The organism is Bacteroidales bacterium (assembly GCA_026418905.1).
In the GTDB taxonomy this organism is placed as follows: Bacteria; Bacteroidota; Bacteroidia; order Bacteroidales; family DTU049; genus JAOAAK01.
In genome coordinates, this window is sequence record JAOAAK010000003.1 from 142,925 (window position 1) to 159,391 (window position 16,467).

The 16,467-nt window shown below is 35.1% G+C and carries 15 protein-coding genes and 1 tRNA gene; 8 read left to right on the forward strand and 8 right to left on the reverse strand.

All coding sequences use genetic code 11. The annotated features are described in order from the left end of the window. Positions 1-115: 115 nt before the first annotated feature. The 4 genes from fdhF to N2Z72_00835 are packed head-to-tail and all read right to left on the reverse strand — an operon-like array spanning position 116 to position 5,100. Positions 116-2,845, reverse strand: coding sequence for a formate dehydrogenase subunit alpha (gene fdhF / locus N2Z72_00820; protein MCX7696219.1), 2,730 nt, complete (start codon positions 2,843-2,845; stop codon positions 116-118). 11 nt (positions 2,846-2,856) lie between these two features. Next, entirely contained in the window at positions 2,857-4,074 is a 1,218-nt protein-coding gene (locus N2Z72_00825; protein ID MCX7696220.1) for an SLBB domain-containing protein, read from the reverse strand. After that, complete coding sequence (locus N2Z72_00830; GenBank protein MCX7696221.1) at positions 4,049-4,528, reverse strand: NAD(P)H-dependent oxidoreductase subunit E; 480 nt, start codon at positions 4,526-4,528, stop codon at positions 4,049-4,051. The genes N2Z72_00825 and N2Z72_00830 overlap by 26 nt, the downstream gene beginning before the upstream one ends. After that, positions 4,513-5,100, reverse strand: a complete 588-nt coding sequence (locus tag N2Z72_00835; protein ID MCX7696222.1) for a molybdenum cofactor guanylyltransferase — start codon at positions 5,098-5,100, stop codon at positions 4,513-4,515. The genes N2Z72_00830 and N2Z72_00835 overlap by 16 nt, the downstream gene beginning before the upstream one ends. A 58-nt stretch (positions 5,101-5,158) precedes the next feature. Between N2Z72_00835 and N2Z72_00840 the strand changes: the two genes are divergently transcribed. From N2Z72_00840 to N2Z72_00860, 5 genes are all read left to right on the forward strand, one after another. Continuing rightward, positions 5,159-5,232: transfer RNA gene (locus tag N2Z72_00840), tRNA-His, on the forward strand. Positions 5,233-5,285: 53 nt separating this feature from the next. Continuing rightward, positions 5,286-6,119, forward strand: a complete 834-nt coding sequence (folP, locus tag N2Z72_00845) for a dihydropteroate synthase (GenBank protein ID MCX7696223.1) — start codon at positions 5,286-5,288, stop codon at positions 6,117-6,119. Further along, entirely contained in the window at positions 6,112-7,401 is a 1,290-nt protein-coding gene (locus N2Z72_00850) for an aminopeptidase P N-terminal domain-containing protein (GenBank protein ID MCX7696224.1), read from the forward strand. Before folP ends, N2Z72_00850 begins: the two co-directional genes overlap by 8 nt. A 41-nt stretch (positions 7,402-7,442) precedes the next feature. Further along, the gene (locus N2Z72_00855; protein ID MCX7696225.1) at positions 7,443-8,114 is read left to right on the forward strand and encodes a hypothetical protein; all 672 of its coding nucleotides are present in this window, start codon (positions 7,443-7,445) and stop codon (positions 8,112-8,114) included. Between the two features lies 1 nt (position 8,115). After that, a complete protein-coding gene (locus N2Z72_00860; protein ID MCX7696226.1) occupies positions 8,116-9,285 on the forward strand; it encodes an OmpA family protein in 1,170 nt (389 codons plus the stop codon). A 5-nt stretch (positions 9,286-9,290) separates the two neighbouring features. Here N2Z72_00860 and N2Z72_00865 read toward each other — a convergent pair whose 3' ends face one another. Then, positions 9,291-9,809, reverse strand: coding sequence for a 1-acyl-sn-glycerol-3-phosphate acyltransferase (locus tag N2Z72_00865; protein MCX7696227.1), 519 nt, complete (start codon positions 9,807-9,809; stop codon positions 9,291-9,293). Between the two features lie 43 nt (positions 9,810-9,852). Continuing rightward, entirely contained in the window at positions 9,853-10,620 is a 768-nt protein-coding gene (locus N2Z72_00870) for an SAM-dependent chlorinase/fluorinase (GenBank protein MCX7696228.1), read from the reverse strand. A 35-nt stretch (positions 10,621-10,655) separates the two neighbouring features. Here N2Z72_00870 and N2Z72_00875 point away from each other — a divergent pair, with 35 nt between their 5' ends. From N2Z72_00875 to N2Z72_00885, 3 genes are read left to right on the forward strand one after another with little or no spacing between them, the layout of a single operon-like run. Then, positions 10,656-11,609, forward strand: coding sequence for a PhoH family protein (locus tag N2Z72_00875; protein MCX7696229.1), 954 nt, complete (start codon positions 10,656-10,658; stop codon positions 11,607-11,609). Then, positions 11,593-12,546 (forward strand): phosphoribosylaminoimidazolesuccinocarboxamide synthase, encoded by a 954-nt coding sequence (locus N2Z72_00880; protein MCX7696230.1) that lies wholly within the window; start codon positions 11,593-11,595, stop codon positions 12,544-12,546. Before N2Z72_00875 ends, N2Z72_00880 begins: the two co-directional genes overlap by 17 nt. Before the next feature lie 2 nt (positions 12,547-12,548). Further along, a complete protein-coding gene (locus N2Z72_00885) occupies positions 12,549-14,609 on the forward strand; it encodes an AAA family ATPase (protein MCX7696231.1) in 2,061 nt (686 codons plus the stop codon). Positions 14,610-14,654: 45 nt separating this feature from the next. Here N2Z72_00885 and N2Z72_00890 read toward each other — a convergent pair whose 3' ends face one another. Together N2Z72_00890 and N2Z72_00895 are read right to left on the reverse strand one after the other, a co-directional pair. Next, complete coding sequence (locus tag N2Z72_00890) at positions 14,655-15,128, reverse strand: hypothetical protein (protein ID MCX7696232.1); 474 nt, start codon at positions 15,126-15,128, stop codon at positions 14,655-14,657. Positions 15,129-15,133: 5 nt separating this feature from the next. After that, positions 15,134-16,255 (reverse strand): PH domain-containing protein, encoded by a 1,122-nt coding sequence (locus N2Z72_00895; protein MCX7696233.1) that lies wholly within the window; start codon positions 16,253-16,255, stop codon positions 15,134-15,136. Between the last annotated feature and the right edge of the window lie 212 nt (positions 16,256-16,467).

Consider the following 16,467-nt stretch of genomic DNA (forward strand, 5'->3'; position numbering starts at 1 on the left):
ACTTAATAAAAAATTAAAAAAGTTTCCTTTTAAAAACATGATAGTCTTAATCCTTTCACTTAGCAAAAGTACAAATGTTTAAATTTTAACAGTTTTATAAATTAACGTTCAATCTTCACACTAAGGATAATTTTTCGATGCGAATAATTGAATATTTGAACGGAGCAATTTTAGATATGGGATCCTTTTCGTTTCTAACGAGGCGATTGACTGGTGATTCATGAAAATGCCATGGCATGAAAGTCTCGCCAGGATTCACCAAATCAGATACTTTCACCTTAGTTACCATGTCGCCTCGAGGAGAGATTACTCGAACTTTTTCATTCTCACTTAAGTTTAGTTTCTTAGCGTCTTCGGGATGAATAAAAATGAAAGACTCGTTAATGTATTGATTAAGGGTATCATTTTTCCTGCTCATGGTGGCAGTGTGGTAGTGGTAAAGCAGACGTCCTGTATTTAACACCAAGGGAAATTCTTCGTTGGGTAACTCAGATTGAGGTTGGTATTGTACTGGAAAAATTTTTGCTTTACCGTCTGGTAAATTAAATTTGTCAAGGTAAAGCGTTGCCTTACCAGGATCTTTTTCATCATAGCAAGGCCATTGAATTTCTTCTTTTTCAAGACGTTCGTATGTTATACCTCGCATGATGGGGGTAACAAGTCGAATTTCATCAAAAATTTCATGTGGATGAGAATATTTTCCTATGGATCTACCCATCCGTTGAGCTATATCACAAATGATTTGCCAATCAGGTCTAGCATCGCCAGGTGGATCGACAACTTTTCTGATCCTCAATACACGACGATCACTGCTAACCACTGTTCCATCTTTTTCAAAAAGTGAAGTAGCAGGTAATACAACATGTGCATAGGCTGTTGTTTCAGTAAGAAAAATATCCTGTACTACTAAAAATTCAAGATTTTGAAGTGCACGAACTGTGTGCAATTGATCAGGGTCAGAAATCACAGGGTTTTCTCCCATGATATACAATCCTTTAATGATACCTTTTTCAGCAGCATCCATGATTTCTAAAGTAGTCAGACCAGGTTGAGGATCAAGTTCTTCAAAAGGTATGCCCCACACAGATGCTACATGCTTACGATTTTCCTCATCAGAGATCGAAATGTAACCAGGATAATAAATTGGGCTTGCCCCTACGTCAGTTGCTCCTTGCACATTGTTCTGGCCTCGGGGTGGATTGATTCCGGAACGTTCTTTTGCAATCTGTCCAGTAATTAGCATAAGATTAATAAGTGCAAAAACGTTGTTTGTTCCAACAGTTTGCTGGCTCATACCCATACCCGTTGCAATGATAGCTGTTGGCGATTTAGCATAAGCAATCGCAGCCGCCCGAACTAGTTCGGGCTCTACGCCAGTAATAGCTTTAACAACGTCAGGTGTATAATCCATAACAATTTCCTTGAGCTCTAATAGTTTCTCTTCTCCCCCATGAACTTTATTTCTTATAAACTCTAAATCAACTAAATCTTCCTGAAAGATGTAGTACATCATTCCATTGAGTAAAGCAACATCAGTACCGAGCCTTGGTTGCAGAACATAGTCAGCAAATTTGGCTAAAGGAGTGATTTTAGGATCTATGACAATAAGTATTTGACCTTTTTTCTTTCCACGCTTTACGAAGGTAGCAGTTACTGGGTGTGTTTCCACCATATTGTTACCAATCACAAGAACACAATCAGTGTTTTCAAAATCTTCGATGCTATTCGTTCCTGCTCCATCACCCAATGACCTAATCATAGCTGCCACTGTTGAAGCATGACATAGTCGCGTGCAATAATCTACATTGTTGTTACGAAACACCATGCGAATAAATTTCTGAAATAAATAATTCTCTTCGTTCGTACACTTAGCAGAACTATATCCAGCTAAAGCACGAGAACCATATTGATGTAATATTCTATTAAATTCTTGGGCAATCAGGTTGAGAGCCTCATCCCACGTAGATTCAACAAGAACCCCATCTTTCCGAATGAGAGGAGTTGTCAATCGTTTAGGGTGTTGAGCATAAAAATAGCCAAATCTCCCTTTTACACATAATCTCCCCAGATTGGGTAATTTTTCTTCTACCCCACGAATACGAACTATGGTACCATCTTGCACCCATGCTTCAATCTGACATCCCACCCCACAATATGGACAAGTCGTCTGAACCTTTCTTTCTATTTGTGAAATTTTAATTTTGTCTCTAAATGGTTTTTCTACAATAGCACCAGTAGGACATAACTGAATGCACTCCCCACAACCATCACATTCGGATTCCTTCCAATTCTTTACGCCAGCTACAACAAATGAATTGAGTCCTCTTTCAGCCATGCTTAGAACACCCTTACCTTGAATTTCATCACAAGCTTTTATACAACGAAAACATTTAATACATTTTCTCGAGTCATAAGTTAGAACGGGTGATGTTTCATCTACATGAAAAGATATTTTATCAAGTAACGAAAATACAGGTCGCTTAGACAAATCCCTTAAATCATACTTATCGATCAATGGCTGTAATTCATCAATATACGTATCATCGTACTTGTCGTCAATTTCTGCAAGCAAATGTGCAAGTGTTGTACGTCTTTCATGGACAAGCTCTTCATCAAATGCTATTATTTCCATGTCTTCGTTAACTTGTACCGTACATGCCATGACAGTACCAGGTCTACCCTTAATCTTTACTACACAAAGTCGGCAAGCTCCAGAAGGACTTATACGAGGATGATAACAAAGACCAGGTATATCGAATCCGTGGTTTCTTAACAAATTCAACAAATTTGCTCCTTCCTTTGCTACAATCTTTTTTCCATCCACTAAAACCTGAAAAGTCTTCATAAAAATACGAATTAAGATTCAACAAAAAATTTTTGATACGAACGTAAAGGAATTATTGGGCTTTGGCCTAGAGGACAAAGCGAATTCTTAGCCATATAAAGAGCTTCATCTACAAGCCATTTCAGATTTGTTAAATTGAACTCTTCTCTAGCTTTTTCAACCAAAAAACTTGTGCCAACTCTGCAAGGTGTACATTTTCCACAGGATTCATGTTTAAAAAACGCCAGGATACTTCGCAAAACTTCTTCAAGTTTAACCGTCTCATTCATTACCATAATAGCGCCTGATCCAAGTGTAAGGTTATATTCGCTCAATTTCTCATAAGCAATGGGCAAGTCTAATAAATCAGGTGAGATAAAATTCCCTGCTGCACCTCCTACCAATATCGCTTTAAGTTCTTTCCCATCAGACACTCCACCAGCTAGATCAAAAATAACGTCGCGAAATGTTACACCAAATGGAACTTCATATAAGCCGGGATTTACAACATGTCCTGAAAGGCATAGCAACTTAGTTCCAGCTGATTCGGCTGTTCCGATAGAAGCAAAAACATCTGCCCCATGCAACATGATAAAAGGCAAATTAACAAGAGTTTCTACATTATTGACTAATGTTGGCATTCCCCACAATCCTTTCTGAGCAGGAAAAGGTGGTTTTATTCTTGGATGACCTCTTTTTCCTTCAAGCGATTCAATCAAGGTCAATTCTTCTCCACATAAATATGAACCTGCACCAACAAAAATATCTATGTCAAAATCAAATCCAGTCGACTGAATATTTTTTCCTAGCCAGTTATGTTGATAAAGTTGTTTAATGGCTTCTTCCAAAACTTTAATGGCTTTTCGATATTCACCACGCACATAAATAAAGCCTTTTTTAGCTCCAATCGCATAGCCTGCTATAAGCATACCTTCCATCAATGCAAAGGGATCTCGTTCAAGTATGTACCTATCTTTAAAAGTGCCTGGTTCACCCTCATCAGCATTACATATTACAAATCGTTCCGTTAGGTTAGGAGCATAGGTCGCAGCAGTTTCCATTTTAATTCCAGTAGGAAATGCCGCCCCACCACGCCCCCTTAACTTTGATTTTTTTATCTCCAATCGTACTTCTTGAGGCAACAATTCTAAAGACCTAATAAAGCCTCTGAATCCATCCGTCTTTAAGTAATCTTCAAGAAATAAACATCCTTCATCAAATCTTTTACTTACTATGATTGGCTGATTCATATGCTCTTTTTTTAATGTATGAAATCAAACTTTTTACGTCTTCAAATTCCTTTAAAGAAATAATTTCACCATTTACAGCAACAACGGGAGCCATCTCACAATGACCTAGACATGCTGCCTCTTCAACAAAAATTTCAGAGTCGTTAAGATTTTTTAGTTCTTCATACCATTTTTGACCTTCCATAAAATGACAAGGGGGTGTCGTACAAACCTGAATCAAAATAGGTGCGCGAGGTTCATCGCTAAGCATACTGTAGTAACCAATAATTCCGTATAACTCTCCTTTAGTCAACTTGAAGTACTCGGACATCATATCAATCATATCGAAAGAAATAAATTGCTGTCTTTCAAGAGTTTGAATTTTATGAAGAGCTTTAAGAACGTATTCCCTTCGAGGGGGAAATTCTTCCAAAATTTTTCTTACTTGATCAAATTTTGTTAAACTTTCTGGCATATATGTTGGGCTTTTCGAATATCTTCTGGATAATTGATATTGAAAAAGGTTATTTCAGGATCTTTATTCCACTCAAAATAATAGGCATTTATTTTTTGAAGAAGTTCATGCATAGCATATCTTTTTTCATTAAGCATCTTTTCAATCTTGGGCAAAATACTGATTCGATATAGTCCATAGAGTGGTTCTGCATATCCATAATGTAATGGGATGATTGCTTCCTGTTGCTTCGTCTGGCTTAAGTGGATTAAAGTTTCTATGAACAAACCAGAGAGAAAGGGATTATCAGAGGGAAAAATAAAAACCTCAGATTTCTTTGTTACCTTAAGTGCAGTATATAAGCCCCCCATGGGCCCAATGCCCTCAATGATATCGAAAAATGTTCTAGCTTCAGGGTGTGTTATTCTCCCAATAATGACAATTTCTTCGAAATATTTTCGCAAAACTGCTAATTGCCACTCGAGCAATGGTTTTTCGCCAACAATAATATGTGACTTTGTTTGTCCGTTAAGACGCAACGCTTTACCTCCCGATAAAATACAAGCCATCATCTTAAAGCAAATATAATACATTATGCATATTTTTTTTCTTTTCATTCGAAAAAAAAATATTAATTTTGCATACGGAACGGTGAAATTAGCTCAGTTGGTTAGAGCATCAGATTGTGGATCTGAAGGTCGTGGGTTCAAGTCCCACATTTCACCCTAAGGCAGGTTTAACCTGCTTTTTTCTTTTAAATACATGTGGCCTTATTATCATGAAATTCAGTATTCGATTTAGTGATAAGCTCATTGAGCTTGACGAACCGCTTGTTATGGGTATTGTAAACATCACCCCGGATTCCTTCTATGAAGGAAGTCGTTTTGAAAAAACTTCCGATATCATACAACGCATCGAAGAAATGATTCAAGAAGGTGCTCACATCATCGACGTAGGTGCTGCTAGCTCACGACCAGGATCCCCAATCATAGATCATGATGAAGAAATCCGACGACTTGCTGATGTTGTGCCACAACTCAAAAAAAAATTTCCTGATACCATTTTTTCGATTGATACTTATCATGCTAATACTGCATCCTATGCTTTAGATCATGGTTTTGATATGGTCAATGATATCTCCGGAGGGAACATTGACCCAAATATGATCAATTTGATCATTTCAAAAAAAGTACCTTACATTCTTATGCATATGCAGGGAACACCTGCAACTATGCAGCAATTTACCCATTACGATAACATCCTCGAAAGCATGGCAAAATATTTTTCAGAGAAAATAAATCATTTTCATAGTCATGGTTTTTTCGATATTATCATTGATCCTGGATTTGGCTTTTCAAAAACGCTAGAACAAAATTATTTTTTACTTAAACATTTGGATTTCTTTCACATTTTTAAAAAACCTATTGCTATTGGAGTAAGTCGAAAAAGCATGATATATCGCATACTTCAGACCGATCCTTCCGGAGCATTAGAAGGTACTCTTATCGTTCAAACTTTGGCATTACTTAAGGGGATTCATATTCTACGTGTACATGACATAAAACCAACGGTTGATCTCATTAAAATTTTTAAAAATTATCAATATGCCTGATCATCTGAGATATACCCCCTTGCCATCCTCATTTTACAAGAAAAATAGAAAAAAACTGATTGAAAAATTACTTCCAGACAGCGTTGCCCTTATCGTAGCCAATGAACTTATAATCTCGAAAGGAGACCAATTCTACCCATTTGTTCAAGATTCGAATTTTTTCTATCTCACTGGCTTAGAGATAGAAAAAGCTATCTTAGCACTTTGTCCTCATCATCCTTCTTCAGAATATCGCGAGGTATTGTTTATTCCAAGCTCAAATGAAAAATCCGCCAGATGGAAAGGAAAACCAATTACAAACGAAGAAATATACAACTTCTCAGCTATTGAGAAGATTATCCCTCTTGAACATTTTAAAACTTACTTCAAAGAAATGATAAACCACACACGCCATATCTACATGGATCTCAATTCTTTCATAGAAGAAGATCAATCATACTCCCCAACTTTGCGACTGTTAAAATACGTTCAGTCCAACTGTCCTTTTCATAAACTTGAATCCCTCAAACCTTACTTAACAGAGATGAGACTTATAAAAAGTGAAGAAGAAATTGAACAAATCAAAAGAGCAATTGAAATCACCGAAGAAGCTTTTTTGGATCTTGTACCATTCATCAAACCTGGTCTTTATGAATACGAAATCGAAGCTCAAGTTTTAGCTTCTTTCCTCCGATTAGGTGCTGATGGCTATGCCTTTCACCCCATTGTTGCATCTGGGAATAATGCTAACATTCTACATTATTGTTACAATCGATCAAAACTAAAAGAAAATGAGCTACTTCTGATCGACATAGGTGCATCTTACGGCAATTATTGTGCTGACATAACTCGCACTTTACCCATCAGTGGACATTTCACTGAAAGGCAATTGGAGTGTTATGAAGTTGTTTTAAAAACACTTGAATTTGCCTCTTCTTTATTTAAACCTGGTAACACCATCGAACAAGTTAATAAAGAAGTTTTGAGATTCCTGGAAAAACCATTGCTAGACTTGAAGTTAATAAGTACTGATAATCTTAAAAACGACAGAGAAAAAGTTGTTCAAGAGTTTTTCATGCATGGAGTTTCGCATTTTGTAGGACTTGAAGTTCACGACGTAGGAAATAAACATATACCTTTTCAACCTGGCATGATTCTAACGTGTGAACCTGGTCTTTACATCGATAGCGAAAACATGGGTATCCGCCTCGAAAATATGTTTCTCATTACTTATCATTCTCCAATTGTTCTGACTTCAAGATTGCCCCTAAATCCAAACGAGATTGAAAAACTCATGTCTTAATCTATTTTTAACAAAAAAACATAGATTTGTAAAAAAATTTCATGTTTCGTTTCCTATTCCTTACATCTTTTTTTACTTTTTGGATTCTAACATCAGCACAGATTCAAGATTTTGTTTGTCCATGGAACGAAGTAAACTGTCCTGGTAAATGTGGTCGTTTTTTTGATATGAATGGAGATGGATACTGTGATTACGGCCGTGTAGAAATGCCTCAAGACACCACCTCCCAATCTGTTCAAAAATCATCACCCTCGACTACCATTCCTAACATGCGCCAACCCAAAAGTAACGCAAATCATTCTAAATCAACTTTTGATAAAACAATATTTTCGTTTAAATTCAACAAAATTTTTCTTCAACCATCATGTATAGCAATTATGCCTACTCAAAAACGTCATTATAATTTTTTTCTCATTGCTGGAATCATTACGGGCATGTATCTTTTTTCATCATGGTTGACCGCCAAAGGTAAAATCAAGAAACAGCAACATTTTAAATTTTGGAATTTGATGCTGCTTCTAACCTTTCTTGTTTCTGGCATCTTAGGTTTTCTACTCGTATTCCAAATTAATTACAATTGGCAAATTGGTTGGATTAAAGATTTTTTATACTATCATGTTCAATTTGGAATTGCTATGGGATGGATATCTATTTTCCATATTTGGTGGCATAGAAAATATTTTATAGGTTATTTTAAAAAATCTTCAGGTTAACATGTTCAGATGGATTGGATTTGCTAATGTTTTATTTTTTTTATTAATGATCTCAAATTTGTTCTCACAAAATTTGGTACCCAATCCCGGCTTCGAAGATAAAAAAGGAAACCGATATGTATTTAAACCCTGGCAAAAAGTTAATACTATTGATTTTTATGTAAATGCTCCTGGCGTCAAAATAAAAGATGTTAACCCATATAAAAATTATAAAACTTATATCCTACGAGATGCTCGAACCGGTTATGCTTACGCTGGATTGAGAGTTTGGCCTAAATATCATGAATTCCTCATCGTACCCCTCAAAGAACCTTTAAAACCCAATAAAGCTTATAGCTTTGAAATGTATGTTACCCCATCACGATATGCCAATTGCTACTTAAAAACCATTGGAGCAAGTTTTTATCCTACAAAAGTAAACTATTTAAGTTGGAAAGCCGCAGAAGATTACCCACCTCAAATTCATATCTATATGCCTCACGGTATTCGACAAACCGATACCAGTGAATGGATCAGAATCAATGGAGTTTTCATAGCTGAAGGTGGAGAAAGGTATATGACCATTGGTTGTTTTACTAAACAAAATCGAAAAAAACTGGTCAGAAAATATTTTAGCCTCAAACGAAGAGATGCCTATTACTACATTGATGACATTGCTCTTTATGAATTGGATGAAAGAGGGTTGCCAATTTTAGAAAAACAAGAGCAAACAAAAATGAACGATGATTCCCTTTTGTCCTTGGAGGAGAAGACCATCTCATTAGAAGACACACTATCTTCTTTCTCACTTTTATTTGCAAACAAAAATGAACTACCTCATGAACTTAAAGAAATCTATTTTGAAGAAAATGCTTATAAACTTTTACCAGACAATTATGCAAAGCTAAGCATCGTAGTGGAATTTCTACTTGAAAACCCCAATTACATCATCGAAATTCGGGGATTTGCTGCACCTGGTGAAGCAAATGGAAAAGAAAATCAGCTTTCAGAAAAAAGAGTTAAAAGTGTTTCTCATTTTTTAAATGGAAACAGAATAGCTCTTTCACGTATTATTGAAAAACCTATGGGCGTTCAATGCCCATTTTCCAAAATTAATCAACCTGAAAGAAAGTTTTGTAGAAAAGTATTAATTAATCTTTACCCCAAAAACTCACAAAAATTACCTCCTTAATTACATTAAAACTGAGGAGGTAAAAACTTTTCAGGATGTTTTGGGGTAAACCGTGAATAATAGTTTGCAAAGAATATTAAATCTTTTTCATAATCACCTGATGGGAAAAAAATCTGATCAATACATGCTATTTTTTTCTTATAATCTAAGTATGCCAGCAACAAAGGAACGTGAGCCTTTATTGCAATGTGATAAAAACCTCGTTTCCAGTGATTGACAGGCTTACGAGTACCTTCAGGTGTAATGACTAAATAGAAAGAGTCTGTTTGCTGCATCTGTTCTGCAAGAGTATCGATTAAGCCTCCGGGCTGAGACCTATCAACAGGTATCCCACCCATGCTCTGAAGTAATCTTTTCCAAGGGAAAATAAACCATTCCTTTTTTATCAAAAATTTGGGATGTAATCCTATAGCGAGAAAACATAATTTTCCTATAATGAAGTCCCAGTTACTTGTGTGAGGGGCAACGACAATAACAGCTTTAGGGGGTAATGGATCAACATTGACCAAATATCTCCATTTCATTCCCCTTATTATTGTGGAAGCTAGTTTTGCTTTCCAATTCATTTTACATAAATTCAATCCTAATAGTGCTCCCCTCTCTTAAACCCAATAACTGACAAGCATTATCAATTACAATAGCAATTTCCAGATAGCCATGTTTCCCAAACAAAGCCACCAATTCAGAATATCCTGCTTCAGGATAATCCCAGACAATCCGATCCAGTACATACTTGCCTATGGTAATTTTATAGCGACGTCCTGCTGCAAGCTTTTGAAAATCGTCTTCATGAAGATTAGTAATACAATTCCCATAGGAATCCGTATGGATTACGTGACAAACAATGGAATTTTTTTCGATTATGGGTTTAACCATTAACCGTCTTTCTACGTTGTAAGTCATCTCACAAAAGTTTTCATCAATATTCCCTCTCAGCCAACTTTGGACTACTTTTGATATGAAGTCATATTCTTTGAAAGAAGGTGTAACAATATTTTGTTGATCAATTAACCATATTTTCAAAGGATCATCGAGCAAAAAAGAGATCATTCCATTATTAAAAGTCAAGACAAAACATTTACTATATTGAATCAACAACATATCCTGATGTTCAGAGTGAGCATCATTAACAAGAGATATATGTAAAGTATTTTCGGGAAAATCTTTGTAATATTGAGCTAAAAAAAAACCTGCTGTTTTAATATCATGCTTTTTATAAACTCTTTGTGAAACGATAACAGCATCAGGACAAAGTGAGTACAATTTTCCTATAAGAATTGTTTCGTAATAATCATACACTGAGTAATCTGTCAACAATGTAATGAATTTTCTCAAAATGTGTATTTTTGCCAAAAATAGAAAAAAACTCGATGTCAGAACGTACTATTAGCCTTGCTTACATTGATCATGTTTCTTTTTTTGGACCTGAAGATATTCATTTACGTTCAATTCAAAAAGCTTTTCCCGGAATTAAAATCATCGTTCGCGGAGATACATTGAAAGCTATCGGATCCGAAAAGGACTTACTTAATTTCGAAAAGAAATTTTCTTTATTGATGAAACATTTTGAAATGTTCGGAGAAATTAAAGAAAAAGACATCGAGCAAATCATTAAGGAAAATAGTGACTCCCAGGAAGAGAACAAAGATTCTTATACTCTCTTACCAGATTTGATCCTTTTCGGTAAAGATGGAAAACAAATTAAAGCCCGCACTCCACGCCAACGTGAAATGCTAAAAGCTATTGAAGATAATGATATTCTTTTCTGCATAGGTCCTGCGGGAACAGGAAAAACTTATACAGCTGTCGCTATTGCTATCAAATTTCTAAAAAACAAATGGGTCAAGCGCATCATACTTACCCGCCCAGCAGTCGAAGCTGGGGAAAACCTTGGCTTTTTACCTGGTGACCTTCGTGATAAGCTCGATCCTTATCTACAACCTTTGTACGATGCTTTGCGTGACATGATCCCTACGAATAAACTTTTATCATACTTTGAAGATGGAACCATTGAAATTGCCCCTCTTGCCTTCATGCGTGGTCGTACCTTGGAAAACGCATTTGTTATTTTGGACGAAGCTCAGAATGCCACTTCCCAACAGATGAAAATGTTTCTAACTCGCATGGGGTTAAATTCTAAATTTGTACTGACCGGAGATATTACCCAAATCGACCTTCCTAAAAATCAAGTAAGTGGGTTAGTTCATGTTCAAGATGTTCTACGCACTATCAAAGGAATTCGTTTTATTTATTTCAACGAAGAAGATGTGGTTCGTCATCCTCTTGTAAATCAAATAATCCAAGCATATGAAAAACATACGTGAGATTTCTATTTTGATGGAAACCAATTTTCAACTAGCAAATAACCAAATTTTTTATCGGGGTAAAGTGCGGGACATTTACAAAGTTGAAGATTGGTTTATCATGGTTGTTACCGATCGCATTAGTGCTTTCGATGTTGTGCTTCCTGTGGGTATACCCTACAAAGGACAAATACTTAATGCTATTTCTAACCATTCACTCGATGCAGCTCAAGAAGTAGTTCCTACGTGGAAAGTAGCATCTCCCCATCCCAATGTAACCATCGGTAAAAAGGCTGAACCATTTAAAATTGAAATTATTGTCAGGGGTTACCTAACTGGTAGTGCTTGGCGATTCTACAAACAAGGTGGTCGCAATCTATGCGGTAATATCTTACCCGAAGGAATGGTGGAAAACCAACCATTCCCAAAACCATTGATAACACCAACAACCAAAGCTGAAACCGGTCATGACGAGAACATCACCCCTTTAGAAATCATTGAACAAGGACTTGCTACTAAAGAAGAATACGAACAACTCGAAGCTTATAGTTTAGAACTTTTTAAACTTGGCTCTAAAATGGCTCGTGAGCGTGGACTCATTTTAGTTGACACCAAATACGAATTTGGAAAAACCTCCGACGGTATTATTTTAATTGATGAAGTTCACACACCCGATTCCTCTAGATACTTTTATGCTGAAAATTTTGATTACCAGTGGCAAAACAATATTTCACCCAGACAATTGTCCAAGGAATTCGTTCGAGAATGGCTTATGAGTCATGGCTTTGAAGGGAAAGAAGGGCAAACTTTACCCAACATCCCTGAAGAATTCATCATGAACGTCTCGGCTCGCTATCAGGAACTCTATCAACAGCTTTTGGGTTTACCCTTTGAACCTTATGCAGATTCCTCCATTCATGCTATCGAGCAAGCCATTAGAAGCTACCTTTCTATTTAAAAATGAACGATGATATCATATTGCATGAACCCTTCCAACTTGTTTATCATATTGTTCAGTTTACAGATCTTCACGTTTTCTTGACCGGAAGTGCAGGAACTGGTAAGACATACTTCCTTCAACAACTAAGTCAGCATTTATACAAACGTTTTGTAATACTTGCTCCCACTGGTGTTGCAGCTATACAGGCAGGGGGCCAAACCATACATTCTTTCTTTAAGTTACCTCATGGTCTTCTACTACTTCCCGATGATGTGCAAAACTCGCCACTTGAAGAAATCGCTTTTCCTCGTTGGAAAATTGAACTCATCCAACAACTTGACACCATCATCATTGATGAAGTGAGCATGCTTCGAGCCGATGTTCTTGATGCAATTGATTACCTTCTTAAGAAAATCCGCCGCAATCAAACTCCTTATGGTGGTGTCCAAATGATTTTTATTGGTGATCTTTTTCAGCTCCCTCCAGTTGTAAGCGAACAAGAAAAAAATGGTTTTTATCACTTCTATAATTCTCCATATTTTTTCACCAGTCGATCCTTTAGTCAAATTCAATACACAACCATAGAACTCGAGACAATACATAGGCAAACCGATCCCGATTTCATAAATATTTTGGAAAACATTAGAGTGGGCAAAATCACTCAAGATGATCTACAAAAGATAAACTCAAGAATTGACCCCTATTTTGATTGGTTCTTTAATAAAGATTATCTCGTACTCACTACTCATAACAAAACAGTTGAGGAAATCAATCAAACTAGACTTAGCCAACTTAAAGGGAAAGGATATCATTTTGAAGCTCTTATTGAAGGTGACTTTCCCGAAAAATACTATCCAACAGACTATAATCTAACTCTTAAAGAAGGTGCTCGGATCATGTTTCTTAAGAATGATTTATCTCCACATAAAAAATATTATAACGGCAAAATAGGCACCGTCAAAAGCATTTCAGATAATGTACTATTTATTGAAACAGATGATGAAGAACAACCTATAGAACTTGAACGTCATACATGGCAAAATATTCAGTACAAGTTAGATCTAGACAAAATGGAAATTCAGCAAGAAGTGTTAGGATCTTTTACGCAATTCCCAATAAAACTTGCGTGGGCTATGACCATACATAAAAGCCAAGGTCTTACCTTCTCTAAAGTCTACTTAGATCTTCAACGTGTGTTCACATACGGACAAGTTTATGTTGGATTAAGCCGATGTACTTCTCTGGATGGACTTCTACTTCGAACCTCAATACATCCAGGAATCATTCGAGCTGATCAACAAATTATCGAGTTTTATCATCAATTACATCAACATACGATCAAACCTGAGGAACTACCTCGATATCAACTCCTTTACTGGCTAAAGCTCATGCGTAACTTTTTAGACATCGATCCTATCCATAATAACATTCAGAATTTCATATCCCTAGAAGACCTCCATCCTATAGATCCAATGTTAAAATTTTGGTTTCAATATATAAACACAACATTATATCCTCGTTGTCAAATAAATGAATTCTTAATAACTCATCCTACGAAAGTAGATACACTCCTAAATGGTGAAAAATTCATTCATCTCGCATCGGAAAAATTCCCCTTTCTTATTCAATATACTGCTGAGGTGTATTTTTTACTCAGTAGCTTTAGAGGCATATATTCTACGTACTTCAAAGAAGCACATCAATTCCGCAACCTTTTCGATAAAACTGTAGATGAGGTTATTAATAAAATTCTTCTTTTAGAACAACTCAACAAATCCCCTCATCTTAAATCACAACTACTTAAACTTCTTAAAAGAAACTCACCATCGACTCATATACTTCTTGAAAACAAACCTGTACTTGACTTTGATAATAAAAAATATGTACACTTACGATGGTGGCGCAATTATCATCTTGCAGAAATGATTATTCATCCTCTTTTGTTCGTTTCAGATGAGACATTGTCTCAACTCTCTAGACTTAATAACTTTGAACCAGAAAAAATTTCAAACATCCTAGATAACTTCCAATATAACTATTGGAAAAAAGAACTCTATCTCATAATAAACAAGTTCTCTTAGAAAGCCTAATTCAAAAAGATCAGTAATTTTTCAAAACTAAAATTATCAAAGTTTTTCATCCTTTTCCCAGAAAATTCCATTTTTTAAAACCCTGTAAAAATCTTTTCTAATGCATATAAAAGGGTAGTAAATAAAAGGTAAAACTATAATAATTTCATTACTCCTATGAGATACACCGAAGAAATTAAAAAAACGTATGTAAGTAAAAGAAGTCAACAACATTTCATAAAAAACAAACCCCAAACCTATCCCAAGAAAAAACAAATCAATTTGGAATTGAGAATTTTCAGACATAGCCAAAAATCCAAAAGACAAACAGACAAGATTTAATAATATAAAAATAACTTTCAACCATTTAGGATAACGTAAAAGAGTAAGATATATCCAAGTATTATAAATAGGGATATATGCTTTCCCCATAGTCTCTCCGCCTTTTTTAAACATATACGATTTACCGAACCATGGGATAAGGTAAAATAAAATAATAGCTCCAATCCCAAATAATAATAATGTGTTCATGATTTTTATTGTTTTTCTTGATTTTTGATTTTGCTGACAATCATGTTAGAGCAAATATTTACAAGATTTTCACTATCATTATAAAATATTTTTTTAGCTCCATCTTTAAAAAGGAATTCTATTTTAATATTTTCAAGCCTTCCGTCCTTATGAATTTTTGTTATCTCAACTCGTTCAAAATTATCATAAACCCAAGAATTTATCGGAAGAAATTTATTCTGATTTTTATCAAAATTCAATTCTAATACGCGTTTATTGGTAAGGCGTATAAAAGTAGATGGTTCAGTCACACCTATCGAGAATTCTTTTCTTGATTCTAAATCCAACATAACGACCTCATCTGCTTCCAAATAGGAAGGTTTGGACTGAGTAAATTTTTCATGAATATAACGAAGGAACTTGTACATGGGATCATAAAAAACTTTCGTGGCTGTTTCCACATTGCTTCTATCAATATCGTAAAAAACTTCTTCCTGTACAAAAAATTTGTCAATATCAAGTGCAGGTTGAAAGGAAATAAATATTGTTGGCAAAGCATTATTTGTAGTTTTATATTTATCATCTTTTTGAGGTGTAGCTATATACAAAGAATAAAGGGCATTTGGACCCCAAGGTCCCAAAATATCAAAATATTTTAATTCATCAAAACGAAATCTTTCTACACATGTTATTTCATTTTCATCACCCATTTTTGTAAGTTCAGTAAAGCAAAAACTCTCATTGGTAATTTTCAAAGTCTGACGACCCTTTTTACCTTTGATAGGTATCACCATTTGAAGTTTTTCACCATTCATGTATGAAGGATATGCTTCAACATGTTGAAAATTTAAGAAATCTATAATTTTATCATATTTAATAACCGTTTCAGCACAATTTAATGTATATTTATCGCTTCCTTTTTTAAATTGAAACTCAATAGTAAATGGACGATAAACATAATCGAAATACTTAATTTCCTTAAACGGCACTTTAAATTCATATCCTTTCGGTTTAAAGAAAAGAGCTCTTTTAGCAAGAATTACATTGTGTTTGCTTGTTAGCCCAAAAATCCAGTTTTTAAAACCACCACTCCGAAGATAAGCAATGATTTCCTCTCCTGGTTCTAAAAAATGATTTAATGCTTTCATATTTTTATAAATTTTATGCAAATATACATATTTTTTTTATTCAAGTATAATTTTTATATTAAATTTTCATATTAAAATTAATCATTGTTAAATTCCTCATAAATTCTTAACTTTTTAAATGAAATCATAAGCCAAAATTCATAAAATATTTTCGTAAGATCTTCAAGTACATAAGAAGAAGAACCCCCGAAAATAAACCAAACAAAATATCA